Origin of the sequence: Paenibacillus sp. Y5S-9, assembly GCF_036894235.1 — a bacterium.
Taxonomy (GTDB): Bacteria; Bacillota; Bacilli; order Paenibacillales; family Paenibacillaceae; genus Paenibacillus.
Map to the genome: position 1 here is coordinate 3,788,706 of NZ_CP145887.1, position 16,559 is coordinate 3,805,264.

Below are 16,559 nucleotides of genomic sequence, written 5' to 3' on the forward strand. Positions count from 1 at the left end.
CGGGAGTACATTTCGGGAGGAATGTCTTATGTACAAGATTTTGGTGACCGGAGCACTGGGCCAAATCGGTTCTGAGTTAGTTGTTAAATTACGTGAAATTTATGGTGCGGATCACGTCGTTGCTACGGATCTCAGGTCATCAGCCCACGAAATTACCCGATCCGGGCCATTCGAGCTGCTGGACGTGACAAATGATAAGGCGATGTTCGAAATCGCCAAGCGGTACGAAGTTGATACCGTCATCCATTTGGCTGCGCTGCTGTCGGCTACCGCAGAGGAGAAACCGCTGCTTGCCTGGAATTTGAATATGGGCGGATTGATGAATGCACTTGAAATATCCAGGGAGATCGGCTGCCAATTTTTCACTCCAAGCTCCATTGGATCTTTTGGTCCTTTGACTCCGAAAGACAATACCCCTCAGGATACGATCCAGAGGCCCAATACGATGTACGGCGTGAACAAAGTGTCCGGCGAACTGCTTTGTGATTATTATTTTCACAAATACGGCCTGGATACTAGGGGGCTGCGATTCCCGGGTTTGATATCTTATATGACGCCTCCCGGCGGAGGAACGACGGATTACGCCGTGGAAATTTATTACGCAGCCGTGACGGCTGGCCGGTATACATCTTATATCGCCAAGGACTCAAACATGGACATGATGTATATGCCGGATGCCCTGAACGCAATCATCGATTTGATGGAAGCGGATTCTTCCCGGTTGATGCACCGCAATTCATTTAATGTCACCGCAATGAGCGTGGATCCGGAGGCGATCGCTGCAGCGATTCGGGATGAGCTTCCAGGCTTTATCCTCGATTATGACGTTGATCCGAAGAGACAGGCGATTGCCGATAGCTGGCCGCATTCCATTGATGCGACGGCAGCGAAAACAGAATGGGGATTTCATGCTCGCTACGACCTGAAGGCCATGACAAAGGATATGCTTTCACAGCTAAGCGATAGACAAATGCTTCGCAAGGCTTAAAATTATTATGAATTCGATCGAAGAGTGACATCGCTAGAAAAAGCAAGAAAGGGGAACTTATAAAAAAACAAAAACAGAACGAAAATGTCGAGGGACAAGAACATTGTTCCATTAAAGTCGCTATTACAGCGGCTTTTTTTGTTTTAAGGACAAGAACATTGTGTCATTTCGGATTAGGTAGCTATCTAAATAGCATCATGATGAAGATCATGTGGCAAGAAAAAAGCACATGAATTTAAGAATTCGCGTGAATAACGATTTTTTTATTAGAAATAACGTTTTTCCGGTAAAGACCAATCAATCTGCGCCAACCATCGGGACGCGAATATGTGCTTACGAACTCGTCGATGTCGGTTTCGTAGATTGCTCTTGGTATCTCACGCTCATGCTTAGGAACACGAATTGTGGCTTCTTGGCAGAGGTAGTAATTCAAATGTTCGTGTCCAAATATGAAGATGTATGAGGATTTATACTTAACGGGGATATTCTGTTTTGTAGTGGTGGAAATTACCTATTAAGCAAGTTGATTCAAAGTATATCGGACTCGCATTATAGCCACGTAGCTTTTGTCATGTGGATTCATGACAGGCTCATGGTACTTGAAAGCGTTTAGAACGCAGGAGTAAGGACAGTACCGTTATCTTCGTATCTGACTGCAAACATTATTCTATGCCTGCCTAGTTCTGACAGATCTACGCAGGGAGTCGAGCCAGATCAGATTCGGCAAGAATAGCCTTTCTGTTCAGATCATACTAGTTTATTATCAAGTATCCTTCAGCAAGTCAACCATGTTAGAATAGTGAATTTCACTCAGTTGCTCGATAAAGTTATCTACCCTGTAGTTCTCCGGTTCAACTATCCAGAGACAAATTACTCCTACCAATCCAGATATCATGTATTCGAGGCCAATTTTTATCTTCTCATCGTGGCGATGATCGCCGATCCCCGAAAAAATGATCGTTTTAAAACCCTCTTTCAAGTATACGGAGAAGTTTGGATAAATATTTTGAGTGATCATTGTCTTAAAAAATATCATATTTGCTTCAATATCGTCGAAAATCGTTTTTAACATGGTAGCAAACATATCTTTATCCATCTCATGAATTGAACTCACTTCCAGGCTTAAGCAAGCATTTAAACTCTCCACGTTTTCCTGAAATAACTTCTCCATGAATTGAGGTTTATCTACATAGTGCAAATAAAATGTGTTGCGATTTATCATCGCTTCTTCCGCAATGTCCTGCACAGTAATTCGTTCATAGCCTTTGGTTTGTACTAATCTCAGAAACGCTTCTTTAATGGCTTTCCGCGTTTTGAGAATGCGCAGATCCACTTTATCTTTACCCAATTCGCGCTTCCCCTCCATAAATAATAGTCGGATTTATCAAAAGTGATGTTTAAGTAACACATTGAATTATATCAACCATTGAGTCTTTTAAGTGTACGTTTTACAATTACAACTGTCAATTGAACTCACTAACTCATTCATAAAAGGAGAATCATAAATGAAAACACTGGCGATTGTTGGTGCAGGTAAGGGATTAGGATTATCTATTGCGAAGAACTTTGGCAAGCGCGGCTTCCAAGTGGCATTAGTTGCAAGAAATGCTGCAAAACTGCAAGATATGGTGGATGAACTGAAAGCGGATGGTATCGAGGCATCTTATTTCGTAGCAGATATTTTTAACAAGGAACAGATTGAACAGGCTATGACCAACATGAAAGAAAAGTATGGTCGGATTGATGTGTTGGAATTCAGTCCAACAGCAGGCAATTATCCTCCCACTTCTGTATTGGAGTTAACGGCGGAGAACGCCAGGGACGCATTTGAGGCGAATGTGGTTAGTGCCATCCATGTCGTCAATGCTGTTCTCCCTGATATGCTCGCTAGGAAAGAGGGAGCCTTACTCTTTACCTCAGGATTATCCGCCATGTACCCTGTGTTCATGATGGGGAATATCGGTATTGCTCTTTCAGGGTTACGCAATTATGTTGCTAATCTTCATACTTCATTGTCTGCTCAAGGGATTTTTGTGGGCCACCGCTCATTAGGTTTATTGATCAAGGAGTCAGGTACCGGTGCAATCAATGATCCGGATGTAATTGCAGAGATGTGGTACCAGGCCTATGTAGAGAAAAACGTATGGGAAGAAGAGTATCCTAAGGGTGTTACCCCCGAAAGCATTCTGTTTTAACATTGGTGATGATTTCAGCAGGTCATAACATACAGTTGAACCAAGTAGATGAGATTTAGAACTAGGCATATATTTTGTGCTAAGAAACGCTTGAAAGAGATGAAGAAGTCGCTATAGGAGCGACTTCTTTTTTGTTGGTACAGGAACCGATCTACTGCACGGATTTTAAGTTGTCGAGGGACAAGAACTTGTACCGATTAGATAAACACCTAACTAAGTTTCATACAATTTCATTTAACAAATGTGTAGGAAAAATAAACTAATTGTCCAGTGAAAATATAGTATTTTCTTAGTGTTTAGGTTAAAGACAAGTCCCTGTTTAAGCACTACATGCTACACGCGTAGGTTCTTTAATAAATGATTGGAAATGGAATATAAAAAGGAGGAAGTAACCCGCGAAGGCGCGGAGGGCAGTGCTTAGACTTTCATGAATAAAAGAGGTGTCTGTGGTATTATATGTAATTATGGGTTATGAAATAAATGGATTATTTGAAAAGAAAATGGGGAAATCAAAATATGGAACGTAAAATTCAACTAATGGAAACCTACGTAAATATCGACTTTGGAAACTCACCCTTTTTAAAATTAGATAAAGGGTTGCAAATTCCATACTCTTCAATCGAGGGAATAACAACAGGTAGACCAATACCCAATGCTTTTAAACTATATGGTGCTTTATTAGGAGAAAAGAGAAATGGGTTATTTAGATCAAATGGTGGTTATCAACTCCACTTTTTTGAAAATGAGCTTGAAACTCTTCATTTAGATTTGAATAGCTTAAAAGTTGGTATGTTCAGCATATCAAAGTTGATCATTGGTGTTGAAAATCCTGAAGAAATAAGTGAAAATATTTCCGAAAGAGTGAAGTGATAATAAAGGAAAAGTGTATTACGAACGTGAGACGGTGGAACTTCGAGAAAAAAGCTTACGAGCTCAAAAACTTGTGAAGACATATAATGGTTGCGATCTAGAGGAGAAGAAATAATATGTGCGACAAGACAACGGCAAAAAGGATCACTTCATTGTAGAATATAAGAATAATGAGATGGGCGGGAATTGTACATTTTTTCGGGGGAAGTTCTTTATTATGTGTACTAGGAAAGAATAAGCAGGGCTTATACAATAACAATAGAGATTGTAAACGCTTGCTTTTAATTCTGAGGATGCAATCAATGAATTACCGTAATCCCGTATATGAAGGATTCTATTATTCCAATACCAAAGGAGATGCCTTATGAATCAACAACAACTACCTAAGCCCCACCAGCCGCTCGTAACCCACATCTTCACTGCGGACCCGTCCGCCCATGTCTACGAGGGCAAAATCTACATCTATCCTTCCCATGATCTCGATCATGACGAGCCGAGCAATGATAACGGCGACCAGTATAAAATGGAAGACTATCATGTCCTCTCGATGAACAACTTTGACTCCCCTGTGGTTGATCACGGCGAAGCGTTGCATCTTAGAGATATTCCGTGGGCCTCCAAGCAGCTCTGGGCACCAGATGCCGCTTATAAGAACAATACCTATTACCTGTTCTTCCCGGCACGGGATCATGACGACATCTTCCGTCTGGGTGTGGCAACATCAGAGTCTCCGGCAGGCCCATTCATGCCGCAACCGAATTATATGGAAGGCAGCTTCAGTATTGATCCGGCCGTACTGGTGGATGACGACAATCAGTCATACATCTATTTCGGCGGACTCTGGGGTGGCCAGTTGGAGAAATGGCAGACCGGCAGCTTCGTGCCAGATGCAGAAGGACCTGCTCCTGACCAGCCGGCGCTTGGACCGCAAGTTGCACTGCTTAGCGACGACATGCTGTCCTTCCAAGGCAAGCCTGCCGAGATATCGATTGTCGATGAAAACGGGAATCCGATTCTTGCTGGGGATGAGGAACGGAGATATTTTGAAGGCCCATGGGTGCATAAATATAACGGCTATTACTACCTGTCCTACTCTACAGGAACCACGCATAAGCTCGTATATGCGATCGGCAAGAACCCGATGGGACCATTCACGTTCAAGGGCGAGATTCTCTCTCCGGTTATCGGCTGGACAACCCACCACTCCATTGTGCAAGTTGAAGACAAGTGGTATCTGTTCTATCACGACAGCTCCCTGTCGGAAGGCGTCAACCACAAGCGCTGCGTTAAATATTCCGAGCTGAAATACAACGAAGACGGAACGATCCAGAAGATCAACCCTTATCCGGGTGCTGAGTAAGCTGACAGGTTAGCGGAAACAGAAACAGATAAAATTACAAGATAAGGCATAACATGAGGCAGCTCCTGACGGGGCTGCTTTTTTGATAGGAGGATCAGTTGTGTCACTCAAACTTGGAGAAAATCTCTGCTGAACAAAGAATATTTTACTGTGACACTATGAACAGTAAAATATGATTCTTTCTATTGAGGACCAATACCATTAATAATAAGAGCTCACTTAGAATATTTTGCAGACCAAATCGTTAGTCATCAAATGAGAAGTGAAGGGGGACAGTATTATGATGGAATCCTGTGGCGAGATAAAAGTTAAATGAATTGAATATTTTGCTTGAGTAAATTTTTCGTATCATGAACTAACCTTTCTGGGCAGACAATCATGAACAACATCGCCAGTAAAACCAAACAATATGCCCAGTTTATCTATCGCTTGGCTGCAACGTTTGTCGTGTCAAGGGATGATGAGTTGCACGGGAATGACGGCGTTCTTAGGAGAATAGATGTCATCCATTTGTTCACGTAACAGCTTGACGGCTGTTCGTGCCATTTCCTGTTCATCCTGCTGCACATAAGCTACGCCTGAAAGATGTGGATTATCGAAAGATAGTAAATCGATTTTTGAGTGTTCGTTCAGAAGACTGATCGCGGCGGATGTAAGGCGTGCTGTTTCTTCAGTCAAGGAGAAGGCTGCCGAAATTCCACTGTGGTTCTGCAAGAAGTTGCTTACATAGTCCAATGCTTGCTCGCTGCGTAGAATGTCGAGAGGAATGTGACACCACAAGCTCTTGTCAATCGAGATGCCTTGATCTGTGTACGCCTGCTCGAAGCCGAGCGTGCGGTCCTCGACGGCTGTATTGGCATTTTCAGGTGAGATGAGCGCAATCTGCTGGTGACTCTTGGATAACAAATGGGATACAGCTTTATACGCACCGCCGTAATTGTCGGATGTAATGGTGTACGTCTCAATGTTGCGCAGATAGCGGTCGATGAACACACACGGGAATTTATCGAGCGACAGACGCAGTAATGATTCGTTGTACTTCTCATCTTCTGTTGGAAAAACGATCAGCCCCTTCACACCGAGCTCCGTTAGTGTACGAATGACGTTTGATTCGATCGAGGAGGACTCGCGCGTGATGCTTAGTACCATGCTGAGGCCGGCTTCTTGCAAGAAGTGTTCCGTGTAGTCAACGAGCTTCTGAATGACACGGGTTCTCATCGTCGGTATGATGAAGCCGATGAGCGGCATGGAGGACGTGCTGCGTGGGGATGGTGAGAAATTGATGCTAGAAACAACAAGACTAGACGAGACGAATGAGCCTTTGCCTTGTACGCGTATAATTAATCCCTCGTCAGCTAGTAGGGTTAGGGCGTTCTTGACGGTTATTTTACTTACTCTGAATTCGTCCATTAGTTCTTGCTCAGAAGGAATGCGATCCGTTGGCCGAAGCTGCCCTGATTTAATTTTCTGTATAATGTTTTCTCGAATTTGTTTGTAGAGCGCCAGCTTTTTCAAAGAGTAGCATCTCCCATAAACTTTATGATTTTATAATCAATTGGTTATATAAAGCTTATTTCATATATATTATAATACGGCGTGTAAAGCGCTTACAATATGGAATCTGAGAAATTGTTGCGAAGGGGTCTTTTCTTTGAAAGGTTAGAAATATGTTAAGGATGGTGGTGCCAAGGTGGATTGTAACCGCTTAAATTAACAGAACTAACTAGTCAGCCGACTTTTCAAATGCATAACAAAAAGAGAGGATGACGAACAAATGAAAAAACGCAGTGCTTTAATCTCCATCGTTACTCTCCTGATTATGTCACTTGTTTTTACTGCATGTGGTAGTCCTTCTGGTTCAAAAACGGAAACACAACAATTAGGCGCTAATGCCGGTGAGAATGCAACAGAATTATCATTTTGGACATTCGCAGATCTGCACGGCAAGCATTTGGATAAAATGCTGGGGTTATGGAACCAACAGAACCCAGACAAACAGATTAAGTTGAATGTAACGGTTATGCCTTACGATGATATGCACAACAAGCTCTTATTGGCAGTTACAAGCGGAAAAGGTGCTCCTGATATCGCGGATATTGAGCTTGGTCAATTCCCTAAATTCTTGGAAGGTGACAACGTTCCCCTGGAATCTTTGAATGATGTATTTGCACCATACAAAGACGTTGTTGTTCCTTCACGTGTCGAGATTTACTCAAAAGCCGATCAGGTTTATGGCTTTGATTATCACGTAGGTGCTACGCTTGCTTTCTACAACACTGAAATTCTCGAACAAGCAGGTGTTGACTACAAGACAATCAAAACGTGGGAAGATTACAAACAAGCAGGTATCAAGGTTTACGAAAAGACTGGCAAGTACTTAGGTACTGCTGATACATCAGCTTCGTGGCAAGCATCGCTGCTACTAGCTCAGCAAAATGCCGATTTTACAGATGAAAATGGTAATCCAAAAGTGAACTCGCCTGAAATGATTAAAGCGTATGAAATGTTAGTCGATCTGCAGAAGAACAATGTTATTCATACGATCCCTGGCGGACAACCCGACACAGAAGAAGCAAAAGGTGAATATAACAAAGGCAACTACGCAAGTGCATTGATGCCTGAGTGGTACATGTCCCGCTTTGTAAACGAAATGAAAGACCTTAAAGGTAAGTATGCAATAGCTCCATTGCCTGTATTCGAAGAAGGTAATCCTCGTTCCGTTGGCTTAGGCGGTACTGGCACAGTTGTTACTAAGAATGGTAAAGACGTTCAGTTGGCAAAAGAATTTGTAGCCTTTGCTAAGCTTTCGAAAGAAGCTACTACAGAAATCTGGAATACACTTGGATTTGACCCAATCAACATGGAAGTATGGAAAGATGATGCAGTTACGAAAAACCCTGAAAATGAATACGTCCAATACTTTAAAACAAATGCATTTGATACTTTGAATGAAATCAAAGACGAAATTAGAGCGATTAAGTCCGTTAAAGCTTCACCAACCATCGGCAATATATTCAATACGGTTACTTTGAATGCTATCTTTGAAGATGGCCAAGACGTGAAGGAAGCGTTGGATGAAGCACAAGCAGCAATTGAACAAGAATTGAAATAAATATAATAAGTAAATGATTTGATTAAACCTGTCGGCAGGTACAGTGGTCGGCAGGTTTAACCATAGTCAAGGGAGATTGAGAATATGATAAAGAAATTTGTATACTCTCAAAAAGTTGCACCTTATGTTTTTGTATTGCCATTTATACTCATATTTTTGGTATTCTGGTTTTTTCCGCTTGTAAATTCATTCGTAATGAGCTTTCAAGATAGCATGCTGGGACAGGATCCTAAATGGATTGGTGAAGCAAATTATTCGAAATTACTCACTGATAAAGTGTTTTTGATATCTATTAAAAATAGCATTGTGTACATGTTAGGAACCTTAGTGCTGTTGATTCCTTTTCCCATGTTATTCGCCGTTATGATCAACAGTAAGTTAATGATGGGAAGAGAGTTTTTTAAATCTTCTTTCTTTCTCCCTGCATTGACATCTGTCGCAGTTGCGGGTACCATTTTCCGCCTTACATTCGGTGAGATGGAAGGTTCATTAATGAACAGTTTCCTAGGTCTATTTGGTGTAGAGCCTATCAAATTTTTGAAAGACGGAAATTGGAGTATGGCAGCACTGTTAATCCTCGCATGTTGGAGATGGACAGGCGTTAATATGCTTTACTATCTATCGGGTTTGAAAAGCATTGACAATGAATATTATGAGGCTGCTTCAATTGACGGTGCATCTGCTTGGCAGAAGTTTAGAACGATCACAATGCCATTATTGAAGCCGACCACGGTATATGTTACAACAATTAGTGTTTATGCAGGTTTAGCAATGTTTACCGAGAGCCTGATGATGTTCAACGGTAACAAATCACCCCAAAATATTGGCTTAACCATTGTTGGATATCTGTATAGACAAGGGATTGAGCAGAATAAGCTGGGTTACGCAGCTGCAGTTGGTATCGTTCTGTTAGTCATTGCTATGGTTATCAATTTAACGCAGTTAAAATTTAGTGGAATGTTCAAAAAGGAGGAGGATTAAAGTGGGCAGAAGTCAGACGAGGAGTGATTTCATCTCTAGAATAGTAATTATTTGTTTATTCATTATACTATTCGTTATAATTATGATCCCATTCTACGCAGTGGCCCTATCTTCCTTTAAACCAGGTGAATCATTAGTTAGATATGGTCTTAACCTAAGTTTGGATTTTGAAATCATGAGTTTTGATAATTTCATCTTTCTGTTTACTGGAGAACATGATTATTTTGTGTGGTTTTGGAACAGTATGATTTTAACAATCGTTCAAGTGGTTTTAACACTTTTTGTAAGCGCATTTGTTGCATATGGTTTTGCAGCATATCCTTTTAAAGGTAAGAACTTCCTCTTTATATGTGTTTTGCTCATTATGATGGTGCCTTTCGAAATACTGCTGGTTCCCTTGTACAGCCTAATTAATGATTTGGGAATGGTGAATAGCTATTCGGCAATCATTCTGCCCGGTATAGCCAATGCCGCGACAATATTTTTCTTCAGGCAATATCTACGAAGCATACCCAAAGAGATTATTCAATCTGGGCGGGTTGATGGCGCAAACGAGTATGCGATTTATTTCAGACTAATTATGCCGATAATGAAGCCATCCTTTGCAGCAATGGCCATTCTGAATGGTATGAATAGCTGGAATAATCTATTGTGGCCATTCATGGTGCTCGGAGATCAGAGTAAATATACACTTCCAATCGGTTTGAAAACGTTGTTAACTCCTTATGGCAATAACTATGACTTATTGATCGTGGGCTCCTTCTTCTCCATCATTCCAATTTTCATACTGTTCATTGCCTTTCAGAAATATTTCATAGACGGTATGACTGCAGGCGCTGTTAAAGGGTAGTGTAAATTATGATGAAACAGGTGATAAGATGGAAATTCAACAACGAGCTTCACACGTCATTCAACCATTAATTGAGCAGAGAGCTGATCCTTTTATTTACCGACATTCGGACGGTTATTATTACTTCGTAGCATCCGTTCCGGAGTATGATCGGATTGAAATCCGTAGAGCCCAGAATCTTGAGGGGCTTGTTACATCAACTCCTGTAGTGATCTGGAGAAAGCGCGAGACTGGTATCCTTAGTGCCAATATTTGGGCACCCGAACTGCATTTTATTGATGACAAATGGTACGTGTATTTCGCTGCCGCACACACGACGGAAACGAATGAAGGCTTGTTCGACCATCGGATGTACGTGCTAGAGAATGAAAATGACAATCCGCTCGAAGGCATTTGGACGGAAAGAGGGCAGGTTCGTACCGAGTGGGAAAGCTTCGCCCTCGATGCCACTACCTTTGAGCATAATGGAAGCCGTTATTACGTATGGGCACAAAAGGATCCGAATATTGAAGGTAACTCTAATCTGTATATATCTAAAATGAGCAATCCGTGGACGTTGACTGGGTCGCAAACGATGATTTCGATGCCGGAATATGACTGGGAGATCATTGGTTATAAAGTGAACGAAGGCGCGGCATTTCTTCGCAAGGGTAATCGGGTATTCCTCTCTTACTCGGCTAGCGCCACCGATTTCAATTATTGCATGGGCTTACTTGAAGCCGATGCGGATGCTGATTTGCTCGATGCCACCTCATGGCGCAAGTCTCAAGCAGCGGTTTTCTCTACAGATGAGAGTATCTCAATGTATGGTCCCGGTCATAATTCCTTCACGGTGTCAGAGGACGACGAAGAGACGCTATTTGTGTTTCACGCAAGAACGTACAAGAACATTATAGGAGATCCGCTGTACGATCCGAATCGCCATACATTTGTGACGGAGCTTTTGTGGACGGCTGACGGCAAACCCGATTTCCGCGGCTCTGTTGCAGCACTTGCACGTTCTTTACAATGAACGAGTGTCCCAACAAGGTTGGTTGATGGATTTGAGTTCGTTTATCCAACTTGCCAAAGAGAGACAGTAAGAACATCGAAGGCACCCAGTAGGGTGCCTTCGAATTCGCTCTACAGATAATACGCCAAACCGTATCATAAGGGCAGAACAGTTTAACAAATAAGTTGAAGAGTTGAGATATACATAAAGAGCTAAATGAACTATGGAAAGAAGAGGGCGAGGTTCCTCCAAGCGTTGCATTTGGCAATATACACGGGCTTTTTTATTTTATCGGTACAAGTCCGTGTCCTTAGGGTGGGCGGTCTATTTCTTCTCATGTAAGCAAGAAGCACCAAAATAAAAACGCCGAAAAGGAATATTAATGAAAGTGTGTCTTTGCCTCAATGCTTGGGTTTATGGTTATTTCTTGATTGGACTTGCTTTTTTACCCATAATGTAAATTCCAATCCAGCCTAGCAATAATAAGATCTGAGCCAGAGCGACCAGCCACAACACTTCCGTGAAACCTCCTATAATGCAAAATATAGTATTGACCAGGGGGAACCCCACAAAAGTAAACATGATAGGAAAATCTTTTTTTGGAGTGATTGAATAATTAACCTTCCGGTCCCAAAACTTTATAAAAGCTAATGCTAAAATTCCGATTGTAATTACAGAAAGTGTAATCAACATCACCCATTGCATATTAGAGGTTCTTTCGAAGAACGGCCCCATATAATTAAAGAAGTTAGATAAAGGTGAGAACATACACGCTAATGACAGAATGGCCGCCAGAAACGGATAGATATAACCAATTGATTTACTGTAGCCTTTCTTTTTATGCCACCATTCACCAATTAGAATAAAGATGGTCCAATATCCCGCTATATAAATCCATCCTGTAAAATTCATCACAGGTTCCCCATAGATTTGAGGCTCACCGACTAGCGGATAATAAGTCCATCTTGCCATGAGTCCATCTGTAGTCTGAAATATCTGTTTAACAGCCACCGGGTCCAATGAAAAGTCAAAAACCATAGCGCTCAATCCCGTAATAAATGGTTTAGTCCAGGACGGTATATTTACAGACTTTAGAACACGCAATGTTGAATAAATGATTAGAAACTCAATAATAGGGACAGTAATCGGTATATTAAATAACATTAAAATACTCCGCCCATAGGCGTAAAAACCTTCACCAAGCGATGAAGCAGTAATTTCAAAAACGGCTGCGTAAAAAAACACAAATCCTATAAACTGCAGTAGAACCGTTTTGGGATGTGTTTCCTTATCAAGGATATAGAAAACCATTAGAACAGCAGCAATTAACACTATAATATCTTGAATAATCCATACAGGCACTACAGTTATATCACCCATATTTTACCTCCATTTAAGTTTAAAAATAGAATTGAACGTTCAAATAAATTATAATTTCACTGTGTTACTTAAACAACAGGCTGTTCGATTGAGTTATGTTAGTTATCATACAAACCACCTTAGATTTGTTCATTATTTCAAATTGGGAGGATATTATGGCAGACAAAAAAACAGATCACAGAGTGAGATATACAAAAATGGTTATCAAAGAAAGCCTGTTGAAGCTTTTGACAGAACGGTCTATCAATAAAGTTACAGTGACCGACATTTGCAGAGAAGCAGGGATTAATCGCAACACTTTTTATACACACTATGGTAATCAGTTTGAGCTTCTTTCAACGATTGAAAATGATCTTTACGAAGACATTAAGCAAGTTGGGATGAGTTCTTCAAACCCTCAAACCCTATCTTATGAATTATGTAAGTATATAAAAGCGAATAAAACGATATGTGAGGTTCTGTTCTCAGAGCATGGCGATAAAGAATTATTAGAACGCATCCTTTATATCAGTCACGATTTAACTATTGAACGATGGAAGATGGAATTAAAATATTTTGATCCACAATTATTTGAGTCCTGGTATACGTTCACCGCTCATGGCAGTATAGCTATTATTAAAAAGTGGGTGAGTAGTGGTCTGAAGGAAAGCCCCAGTAAAATTGCAGCTTTTATTGATAAAGCTACGGAAGCCGTATCTAAAGCTTTTTATTCTGAAGAATTGTAGGATTTCCCCGCTTGTCACCAAAAAGCCCGGCAGCTTCTACGCAGTATGAGTGTTGAAACTCACGCTGGCACGAAACTGGTCTTGCAGTTTTGTGAGAATTTCTTCTGTGTATGGATGGAGACCGCAGGGAAGAGAAGTAAAGAAGTTAGCGTACCTTCTTGGAAGGAAATTGAGAATATGAGGGATCACTCGTTTCCAGATGTCTCTTTCAAATATAACTTTGATGAGAGTAGCCATCTAACAGCATTGAATATTATCATTTGCAAAACAGAGAACCGTTGTTGAATAAAAAATGCAATTACCCGAATCAATAGGAAACCGCTAAACAAGATATTCAATCAATGACGGTACGTATAATAAAATAATGTCGAGGGACAAGAACTTGTACCGATTGCCGGAATGGACAAGAACATAGTCCGATTGCCGATTAGGTGGATACCTAAATGAAAAACGATATAATTAAAACCTTAATAAGCAGCATAATGCAGGACAGTTTTCGCATTTCTTATGAACCAAATGACTCGAGAGGAGATAAACGCGGGCGGATAGGTATTTAGATAGCGAAATGTTGGTTATGGAACTAGCTGTTGAGGGACAAGAACTTGTACCGATTACCGATTAGAATATAACTAATCGGTTCTTTTCTCGATAATTCATTAAGCTTACAGGAAAAAGGATAACGCAAACCCGAACACATATACATATGTACAAAATACGAGTTTTGTGAAATAGTACTAGTGATTTAAAAGCTGCACAGTGATTTTTACCTGTACAGCCCAATTCTTTTATAATCCGAGTTAATCCCAAACTACTTCTGTTCCTGCTACGAAGTCATGAATCGCACGTCGATCCTCACGCAAACCGACCATAAAAGCACTCACTATAACTCCGATACCCAAAGTTAATACGTACACAAGTCCAGCCACAACAACTCGCATCAGCATCGTACCAATTTTTGGCGGTTCGTGTGTATCGTATTGGCGTATTCGAATTCCACATATACGTTTTCCGATGGTTCGACCATACCAGTAAACTGGTAATAAAATTGAGTATAACGCACTAAGTAGTTTGGCAATCGGCTCATCCGTATCAAAGTTACCCGTAAGCACACCTGCAATAATCACTAACGGAATTGAAATAATAAGACTATCCAACACGCCTGCTCCTAATCTAATCCAAAAACCTGCTTTATACAAAATGCTTTCCTCCAAACTACAATTTCAAACTAAACGGCTAATTTACTTCATGAACTCCCTTCATTAAAATATCTAACTTTATGTACACAACTCAAATAGTATAACAGAAAATTTTACCTTTTTACGATAAAACTCCTATTTTTAATTGCATCCCTTTGTGAATTTTATAACAAACCATCGAATTAACTTAACCGCTGTTCATGTTCACTACTTACCCTTAAATAATCCTTTCTAATATTCTATTTAGCTTCTGAGTCTCCAATGAAAACACCATAATAATTATGTAAACCAAAAAAGCTACTCAACATTTGTTAAGTAGCCTTCTGTTCGTTCTGCATCTGCCCTCTTCGCCAAATCTTATTCTCCACAATAGCATAGACTAAACCGGCGATGGCAAATATCCATATCGATGACATTCGGTTCAGATGGTATCCATTCACGAAATATGGACTGTACATGAGATCAAAAACCCACAGCCCGCCCCATCCAAACCCAACCATATAGATGAAAGTTCTCATCATAGGAAAACGTACATATTTTCGCAGCAACCATGAGATCGGGCTAAGAATAACAACATAAAAAGCGACTAAATAGTGACCGAAGCCCAAGATGAGCGAAAGAATATATATTACTCCCCCTGCATTACGTAAGCCGTAATACTCTGTCGTTGTAATTTGGTACCCTTCAACCCATTCAAGAACGAGATATGCCGTCAAGCTTATCCCTATAAATATAAGTCCGAATACCATGTACCGTTGAACCGCGTTCACCAACATCAGATCACCCCAATGTCTAAACGCAGCCAGAACCGCTCAAGTTACATGATTTCGAACAAATTACACAATTACACAATTAACATAGGCGTTATTAGGTCCTGTTAAATGTTAAATTTAATCTATCGTTTCAATTGCTTTAATCCAACGACTACTTCTTACCTTCCAGAATCATCGTACCCAAACGGTCCATAAGCTCCATTCTCCCCATCGCTGTGTACGAATAATTATAATTATCGACATTAGAGATTTTATAGATCTTTTCATTCTTCACTGCGTTCATGTTATTCCACACCTTGCTATCGACCATCTTGTTCTCACTATTCTCCATCAGCAGCAGACGATCTGGATTAACGGTAGCCAGAGCCTCCAGTGCGATCTGTTTACCGCCCCAGCCCTCTGGATCAGGGATACCCTCTGTGCGCTTCAGACCCCATTCACCGTATAACATCTCAGCTGCCCCTTTATTGGAATAGATGACCAGGTTGTTTGGATATGTCTCAATTACGGCAAAGGATTCACCATTTACAGCCGCCTCCAACTTTTGTTTCCACTCTGCAGATTTCGCATCATACTTGGCCAAATATTCATCTTTCTTGCTTTCTTCTCCAAACGTATCTGCCAAGAATGTCAGGCGTTCTCTCCAATCATAGTAGGAATAAGGCAATGAAATTGTAGGTGCAATTTTAGATAAAGTTTCATATTGATCCGTGTTAAAATCCTTTCCTAGAATAATCAGATCCGGATTGGCACCCGCTATAGCTTCAATGCTGAACGGGAAACCATACCAGCCCAGATTAACGGTATCTGCACTCAGCTTATCCTCAATGGTTGGCGTGAGTTGCTCCGGATTGCCGTAATCCGCGCTCATTGTGGCCACAGGTGTTTTCCCAATGATCAGCAGCTCTTCTGTAGAGCCAGAAAGATCAACAATGCGCTCTGGATTCAAAGGGATCGTAATCTCTTCACCATTTGGGTTGGTAATCACTTTTGTCGTTGCTTGTGCAGTTCCCTCTGAGGAGCTGGCCACCTCACTGGTAGTCTGGGTCGTTCCACAGGCCGCCAAGGTGAGCATACAGCATAGTGCAATCCATACAGGAATTCGTTTAAACATCGTTGTCATTCTCCTTTTATGTCA

General features: G+C 41.0%; 15 protein-coding genes. 9 read left to right on the top strand and 6 right to left on the bottom strand.

Features of this window, described 5'->3' with window-relative positions:
• The first annotated feature begins 28 nt into the window (after window positions 1-28).
• Window positions 29-988, top strand: coding sequence for an NAD-dependent epimerase/dehydratase family protein (locus tag V6669_RS16685; protein ID WP_338587027.1), 960 nt, complete (start codon window positions 29-31; stop codon window positions 986-988).
• A 763-nt stretch (window positions 989-1,751) separates the two neighbouring features.
• Here the strand turns inward: V6669_RS16685 and V6669_RS16690 are convergent.
• On the bottom strand, window positions 1,752-2,336 hold the full coding sequence (locus V6669_RS16690; RefSeq protein WP_338587028.1) for a TetR/AcrR family transcriptional regulator: 585 nt from the start codon (window positions 2,334-2,336) through the stop codon (window positions 1,752-1,754).
• A 157-nt stretch (window positions 2,337-2,493) separates the two neighbouring features.
• On the opposite strand from V6669_RS16690, the gene V6669_RS16695 reads away from it, so the two are divergent.
• The 3 genes from V6669_RS16695 to V6669_RS16705 all read left to right on the top strand — a co-directional run bounded on the left by V6669_RS16695 (window position 2,494) and on the right by V6669_RS16705 (window position 5,413).
• The gene (locus V6669_RS16695) at window positions 2,494-3,183 is read left to right on the top strand and encodes an SDR family NAD(P)-dependent oxidoreductase (RefSeq protein WP_338587029.1); all 690 of its coding nucleotides are present in this window, start codon (window positions 2,494-2,496) and stop codon (window positions 3,181-3,183) included.
• Window positions 3,184-3,699: 516 nt separating this feature from the next.
• Window positions 3,700-4,053: a hypothetical protein gene (locus V6669_RS16700; RefSeq protein WP_338587030.1), complete on the top strand. Its 354-nt coding sequence runs from the start codon at window positions 3,700-3,702 to the stop codon at window positions 4,051-4,053.
• A gap of 364 nt (window positions 4,054-4,417) precedes the next feature.
• Window positions 4,418-5,413, top strand: a complete 996-nt coding sequence (locus tag V6669_RS16705) for a glycoside hydrolase family 43 protein (protein ID WP_338587031.1) — start codon at window positions 4,418-4,420, stop codon at window positions 5,411-5,413.
• Between the two features lie 450 nt (window positions 5,414-5,863).
• Here the strand turns inward: V6669_RS16705 and V6669_RS16710 are convergent, their stop codons facing one another.
• Window positions 5,864-6,928 (bottom strand): GntR family transcriptional regulator, encoded by a 1,065-nt coding sequence (locus tag V6669_RS16710; RefSeq protein ID WP_338587032.1) that lies wholly within the window; start codon window positions 6,926-6,928, stop codon window positions 5,864-5,866.
• 259 nt (window positions 6,929-7,187) lie between these two features.
• Here V6669_RS16710 and V6669_RS16715 point away from each other — a divergent pair, with 259 nt between their 5' ends.
• From V6669_RS16715 to V6669_RS16730, 4 genes are all read left to right on the top strand, one after another.
• Window positions 7,188-8,525 carry an extracellular solute-binding protein gene (locus tag V6669_RS16715; protein ID WP_076250499.1) on the top strand — a complete coding sequence of 446 codons (1,338 nt, stop codon included), beginning with the start codon at window positions 7,188-7,190 and terminating at the stop codon, window positions 8,523-8,525.
• Window positions 8,526-8,609: 84 nt separating this feature from the next.
• Window positions 8,610-9,506 (top strand): sugar ABC transporter permease, encoded by an 897-nt coding sequence (locus V6669_RS16720; RefSeq protein WP_338587033.1) that lies wholly within the window; start codon window positions 8,610-8,612, stop codon window positions 9,504-9,506.
• Window position 9,507: 1 nt separating this feature from the next.
• Entirely contained in the window at window positions 9,508-10,356 is an 849-nt protein-coding gene (locus tag V6669_RS16725) for a carbohydrate ABC transporter permease (RefSeq protein ID WP_338587035.1), read from the top strand.
• 28 nt (window positions 10,357-10,384) lie between these two features.
• Entirely contained in the window at window positions 10,385-11,368 is a 984-nt protein-coding gene (locus tag V6669_RS16730; RefSeq protein ID WP_338587036.1) for a family 43 glycosylhydrolase, read from the top strand.
• Between the two features lie 399 nt (window positions 11,369-11,767).
• Here V6669_RS16730 and V6669_RS16735 read toward each other — a convergent pair whose 3' ends face one another.
• Window positions 11,768-12,727: a carotenoid biosynthesis protein gene (locus tag V6669_RS16735; RefSeq protein ID WP_338587037.1), complete on the bottom strand. Its 960-nt coding sequence runs from the start codon at window positions 12,725-12,727 to the stop codon at window positions 11,768-11,770.
• Window positions 12,728-12,882: 155 nt separating this feature from the next.
• Between V6669_RS16735 and V6669_RS16740 the strand changes: the two genes are divergently transcribed.
• Window positions 12,883-13,452 (top strand): TetR/AcrR family transcriptional regulator, encoded by a 570-nt coding sequence (locus tag V6669_RS16740; protein WP_338587038.1) that lies wholly within the window; start codon window positions 12,883-12,885, stop codon window positions 13,450-13,452.
• A gap of 797 nt (window positions 13,453-14,249) precedes the next feature.
• Here the strand turns inward: V6669_RS16740 and V6669_RS16745 are convergent.
• The 3 genes from V6669_RS16745 to V6669_RS16755 form a co-directional block, all read right to left on the bottom strand.
• Window positions 14,250-14,648 carry an RDD family protein gene (locus tag V6669_RS16745; protein WP_081746009.1) on the bottom strand — a complete coding sequence of 133 codons (399 nt, stop codon included), beginning with the start codon at window positions 14,646-14,648 and terminating at the stop codon, window positions 14,250-14,252.
• A 311-nt stretch (window positions 14,649-14,959) separates the two neighbouring features.
• Window positions 14,960-15,424, bottom strand: a complete 465-nt coding sequence (locus tag V6669_RS16750) for a hypothetical protein (protein WP_338587040.1) — start codon at window positions 15,422-15,424, stop codon at window positions 14,960-14,962.
• Window positions 15,425-15,572: 148 nt separating this feature from the next.
• Window positions 15,573-16,535, bottom strand: a complete 963-nt coding sequence (locus V6669_RS16755; protein WP_338587041.1) for an ABC transporter substrate-binding protein — start codon at window positions 16,533-16,535, stop codon at window positions 15,573-15,575.
• Between the last annotated feature and the right edge of the window lie 24 nt (window positions 16,536-16,559).